Genomic DNA, 5,185 nt, shown 5'->3' with positions numbered 1-5,185 from the left:
GACCCTTCTCCGGAGGAACACGATGACTGCTGCACCGCCGACGACCACCGCCCCCACGACCGTCACCGCCTCCGGCCTCACCCGCCGGCCCGGCCGCTGGATCGACGGCTGGAACCCCGAGGACCCCGCGCAGTGGGAGGCGGAGGGGCGGGGCATCGCCTCCCGCAACCTGCGCTGGTCGATCTTCGCCGAGTTCCTCGGTTTCGTCGTCTGGCAGCTCTGGTCGGTCGTCGTGGTGCAGCTGCCCGCGGCGGGCTTCGACTTCACCACCGGCGAGATCTTCTGGCTCATCTCGATGCCGAGCCTCGTCGGCGCGACCCTCCGGATCCCGTACACGTTCATGGTGCCGCGCTTCGGCGGGCGCAACTGGACGATCGTCTCGGCGGCGCTGCTGCTCATCCCGAGCATCGGTCTGGCGCTCGCGGTCGGGAACCCCGAGACGCCCTTCGGCGTGATGCTGCTCATCGCGGCCCTCGCCGGCTTCGGCGGAGGCAACTTCGCCAGCTCCATGGCGAACATCACCTTCTTCTACCCGCACGCCCAGAAGGGCTATGCGCTCGGGCTGAACGCGGCCGGCGGCAACCTGGGCGCGGCCGTCGCCCAGCTGATCGTGCCGATCGCGATCACGATCGGCGCCGCGGCGACCGTCAACCTGCCGCTCGCCGGCTGGATCTGGGTGCCCCTGATCGTCGTCGCGATGATCGGCGCCTACAAGCGCATGGACAATCTCTCGGCCGCCAAGGCCGACGTGGCCGCGTCGCTCGCCGCGCTGCGCGAGCCGCACCTGTGGATCCTGGCCGTGCTCTACATCGGCACCTTCGGCTCCTTCATCGGCTTCGCCGGAGTGTTCCCCAAGCTCATCGCCGACACGTTCCCCGAGTACTCGACGTTCGCCATCGGCTCCGCGACCCTGACGCTCGCGTTCCTCGGGGCGCTGGTCGGCTCGCTCTCCCGCCCCTACGGCGGCCGCCTCGCCGACCGCTTCGGCGGCGCCCCGGTCACGATCGCCGCGTTCATCGCCATGGGCGCGGGGATCCTCGGGGTCATCGCGACACTCCCGCTGGGCAGCTTCTGGCTGTTCCTGCTGGGCTTCCTCGTGCTCTTCGCCGCGGCGGGCATCGGCAACGGCGCGACGTACCGGATGATCCCGACCGTCTTCGCCCTGCGCGCCCGGCAGTCGGGAGGCGACGGAGTCGGCGCCCAGCGCAAGGCCGCCGCAGCCCTCGGGCTCATCTCGGCCATCGGCGCCTACGGCGGCTTCGTGATCCCGCAGCTGCTGGGCTTCTCGAAGACCGCGTTCGGCGACTACACGACGGCACTGGGCTGGTTCGTGGCCGCCTACGCGGTGATGCTCGCGATCACGGCGGGCGTCTACCTCCGCCTCGCCGCGACGACGGGGACCAGGATCTAGGCATGGAGACCGCCGCCGCACCCTCCGCCCCCGCGGGCGTCGACTCCCACTGCCCCTACTGCGCGCTGCAGTGCGCGATGACGCTGACGCCGGTCGACGCTCCGGCGCCGATCGCCGTCGCCGGGCGGGAGTTCCCGACGAACCGCGGCGGGCTGTGCGCCAAGGGCTGGACGGCGGCCGAGCTGCTCGCGAGCGGGCAGCGGCTGCGTGCTCCGCTGATGCGCGGGACCGACGGCGACTTCGCCGAGGTGTCGTGGGAGCGGGCGCTGGACGCGGTGGCGGAGGCGGTGCTCTCGACCCGGGAGCACCACGGCGCCGACGCCGTCGCGGTCTTAGGCGGCGGCGGTCTCACCAACGAGAAGGCCTACCAGCTGGGCAAGTTCGCCCGCATCGCCCTCGGCACCTCCCGGATCGACTACAACGGCCGGTTCTGCATGTCCTCGGCCGCGGCGGCGGGGAACCGGGCGTTCGGAGTCGACCGGGGGCTGCCGTTCCCCGTCGCCGACCTCGACGAGGCCGACACGATCCTCCTGCTCGGCTCGAACGTCGCGGCGACGATGCCGCCGTTCCTCGCCCACCTCGCGGGGGCGCGCTCACGCGGCGGACTCGTGGTCGTCGATCCGCGCCGCTCCGCCACCGCTCGTCTCACCGAGGACGGCGCGGGGATCCACCTCCAGCCCGCACCCGGCACCGACCTCGCGCTGCTGCTCGGACTCACCCACCTCGTGCTCTCCGAGGGCCTGGCGGACGCGGAGTACCTCGAGGCGCGCACGACAGGCTTCGACGCGGTCCGCCGCAGCGTCGCGTCGTGGTGGCCCGAGCGCACCTCCTCCGTCACGGGCGTGCCGGTGGAACTGCTGCGCCGCACCGCCCGGCGGCTCGCCGAGGGCCGCTCCTACGTGCTCACGGGCCGCGGAGTCGAGCAGCACGTCGACGGCACCGACACCGCCACCGCGGCGATCAACCTGGCGCTGGTGCTCGGCCTCGTCGGCCGGCCGGGCTCCGGCTACGGCACCCTCACCGGGCAGGGCAACGGGCAGGGCGGCCGCGAGCACGGCCAGAAGGCCGATCAGCTGCCGGGCTACCGCTCGATCCGCGACCCGGAGGCGCGACGCCACGTCGCCGGCGTCTGGGGGGTCGACGAGGCGTCGATCCCCGGACCCGGCCTCCCCGCCGTCGCCCTCCTGGGCGAGCTCGGCCGCTCCGTCCAGTGTCTCCTCGTGCACGGCTCGAACGTGGTCGTCTCGGCGCCCGACGTCGACGCGGTGCGGGCGGGACTCGCCGCGCTCGACACCCTCGTCGTCTGCGACTTCTTCCTCTCGGAGACGGCGGCGCTCGCCGACATCGTCCTCCCCGTGCCGCAGTGGGCGGAGGAGGAGGGCACCATGACTTCGCTCGAGGGCCGGGTGCTGCGCCGCCGCCGCGCCCTCGATCCGCCGTCGGGCGTCCGCAGCGAGCTCTGGATCCTGAGCGAGCTCGCCCGCCGGCTCGACGCGCCCTCGACCTGGTCGACCGTGCCGTCGGAGGTCTTCGACGAGCTGGCGCGCGCCTCCGCGGGCGGACCGGCCGACTACTCCGGGCTCTCGCACGCCCTGCTCGACACCGGAGTCGCGGCCTACTGGCCCTACCCCGCCGGCAGCACCGGCACCCCGCGCCTCTTCGGCGAGCGCTTCGGCCACGCCGACGGCCGCGCGCGGATGGTCGCCGTGTCGGCCGCCGACCGCTCGGTCGTCGACCGCGGCGACGAGCTGACGCTGATCACCGGGCGCTACCTGCAGCAGTACCAGTCGGGCACGCAGACCCGCCGGGTCGCCGAGCTCGACGCCGCGCGGCCGGAGGCGCGGCTCGAGATCCACCCGGCCACCGCGTCGCGGCTGGGCGTGCGCGACGGAGCCTCCGTCTCGATCGGCAACGCGCGCGGAGTCGTCACCGCCCGCGCGAGCGTGACCGCCGACATCCGCCACGACACGGTGTTCCTCCCCTTCCACTACGCGGGCCGCCAGTGCGCCAATCTGCTCACCGAGTCGGTCGTCGATCCGATCTCGTCCATGCCGGAGTTCAAGCGCACCCGGGTCTGGGTGCGCGCGGAAGGAGCGTCCGATGCCGTCTGACCGCCACCCCGAGCGCGTGGTCCTGGTGGGCTACGGACCCGTCGGCGCGCGCTTCGTCGAGGAGCTGCTCCCCGCCGTCCGCGCCGGTTCCGTCGCGCTGACCGTCGTCGGCGCCGAGAGCGACGACGCGTACAACCGCGTACTGCTCGCCGAGTACGCCGTCGGCCGTGCCCCGCGCGAGCGCCTCGACCTCGGCGACCGCGCCGTGGCGGAGGAGGCGGGGGTCGTCTTCCGCCTCGGAGCCGCCGCCGTCGGCCTCGACCGCGCGCGGAACGTCGTGCGCCTGCACGACGACGAGCGCCTCGCCTACGACCGCCTCGTCTTCGCCACCGGCGCCCGTGCGAACGTGCCCACGCTCGCCGGCATGGAGCGTGCGCGCCGCGACCGCCGGGTGCGCTCGGCATCCCCCGAGACGCTCGACGTCGGCGCCGCCCCGCTGCCCGACCGCGTGGTCGCCCTGCGCGATCTCGCCGACGCGCGCACCGTCCGCGAGGCCGTCCGCGCCGGCTCCCGCATCGTGGTGCTGGGCGCGGGAGTGCTGGGAGTCGAGTTCGCGCTCGCGGCGGCCGAGCAGGGCGCCGAGGTCGTCGTCGTCTACCACGGCGACATCCCCATGGGCCGCAACCTCGACCACGGCGGCGGGCGGATGCTCGCCGCAGCGGCGCGCGCGGCCGGGGTCGAGATGGTCTCGCACGCCCGCTCCGAGAGCATCCTGCTCGCGCACGACGACCTCGGCCGCGCGCACTTCCAGGCGCTGGTCTGCGCCGACGGCAAGCAGATCGAGGGCGATCTGCTCGTGCTGTCGTGCGGAGTGGGCGCGCGCACCGAGCTCGCGGCGAGCGCCGACCTCGCCGTCTCCACCGGGATCCTCGTCGACGAGCACCAGCGCAGCTGGAGCGACCCGGACGTCTTCGCGATCGGCGACTGCGCGCACGTCGCGCCGCGCGGCTCCGCTCTGCCCGACGGCCGCGTCGAGGGCGGACCGAGCGGGCTGATCGGGCCGGGCTGGCAGCAGGCCGACCGCCTCGCGGCCCGGATCGCCGCGGAGTCCGCGGGTCGCGCCGCCGACGAGCGGGTGCCCGAGGCGCGCCCCGCCGTGGTGATGCTCAAGGCCGACGGCGTGGATCTCGTCGCGGGCGGCGACCCGACTCCGGAGCCCTGGGACGCGATCCCGCACTCCGCCTCGTGCGCCGACCATGCCGAGGTGACGGTCTGGGCCGACCCGGCCCGCGGCGGCTACGCGAAGCTCGTCACGGTCGGCGGAGTGCTCCGCGGCTTCGTGTCGGTGGGCCTGCCGCGCGTGGGCGCCGAGCTGACCCTGCTGTTCGAGCGCGGCTCCGAGCTGCCCGCCGACCGCTCCAGCCTGCTGCGACTGGACGCCCCGGATGCGGGCGCCGCGCCCACCGGCGACCCGTTCGCTCCCGACGCCACCGTCTGCTGGTGCAACGGCGTCTCGGCCGGCACCATCGCCGAGGCGGCGGCCGCCGGGAACGACACGGTCGCGTGCATCGGCACCGCGACCCGGGCCGGCACCGGCTGCGGCGGCTGCACGGGCCGGATCTCGGAGCTGCTGGCGCGCACGGCCGTCCCGGCCTGAGCCGCGCACGCGGACGGGGACGCCGGGCGGACGCCCCGCCTCCCCGTCAGGAGCGTGCTCGGATCA

The 5,185-nt window shown here is 74.7% G+C and carries 3 protein-coding genes; all 3 read left to right on the top strand.

Annotation, left to right across the window (positions count from 1 at the left end):
- The first annotated feature begins 22 nt into the window (after window positions 1-22).
- The 3 genes from IOC53_RS18395 to IOC53_RS18385 are packed head-to-tail and all read left to right on the top strand — an operon-like array spanning window position 23 to window position 5,119.
- Window positions 23-1,411, top strand: a complete 1,389-nt coding sequence (locus IOC53_RS18395; RefSeq protein WP_207408035.1) for an MFS transporter — start codon at window positions 23-25, stop codon at window positions 1,409-1,411.
- 2 nt (window positions 1,412-1,413) lie between these two features.
- Complete coding sequence (locus IOC53_RS18390; RefSeq protein WP_207408034.1) at window positions 1,414-3,522, top strand: molybdopterin oxidoreductase family protein; 2,109 nt, start codon at window positions 1,414-1,416, stop codon at window positions 3,520-3,522.
- Window positions 3,512-5,119, top strand: coding sequence for an NAD(P)/FAD-dependent oxidoreductase (locus IOC53_RS18385; protein WP_207408032.1), 1,608 nt, complete (start codon window positions 3,512-3,514; stop codon window positions 5,117-5,119). Before IOC53_RS18390 ends, IOC53_RS18385 begins: the two co-directional genes overlap by 11 nt.
- Window positions 5,120-5,185: the final 66 nt, after the last annotated feature.

This window comes from Rathayibacter sp. SD072 (genome assembly GCF_017355185.1).
Taxonomy (GTDB): Bacteria; Actinomycetota; Actinomycetes; order Actinomycetales; family Microbacteriaceae; genus Rathayibacter.
The sequence above is the reverse complement of the archived record's forward strand: the minus strand, read 5'-3'. Positions and strand labels throughout refer to the sequence as shown.

What these genes read in the sequence shown, in the direction of transcription:
- IOC53_RS18395 (WP_207408035.1), top strand. Translation starts at nt 23, where the DNA reads ATGACTGCTGCACCGCCGACGACCACCGCCCCCACGACCGTCACCGCC.
- IOC53_RS18390 (WP_207408034.1), top strand. Translation starts at nt 1,414, where the DNA reads ATGGAGACCGCCGCCGCACCCTCCGCCCCCGCGGGCGTCGACTCCCAC.
- IOC53_RS18385 (WP_207408032.1), top strand. Translation starts at nt 3,512, where the DNA reads ATGCCGTCTGACCGCCACCCCGAGCGCGTGGTCCTGGTGGGCTACGGA.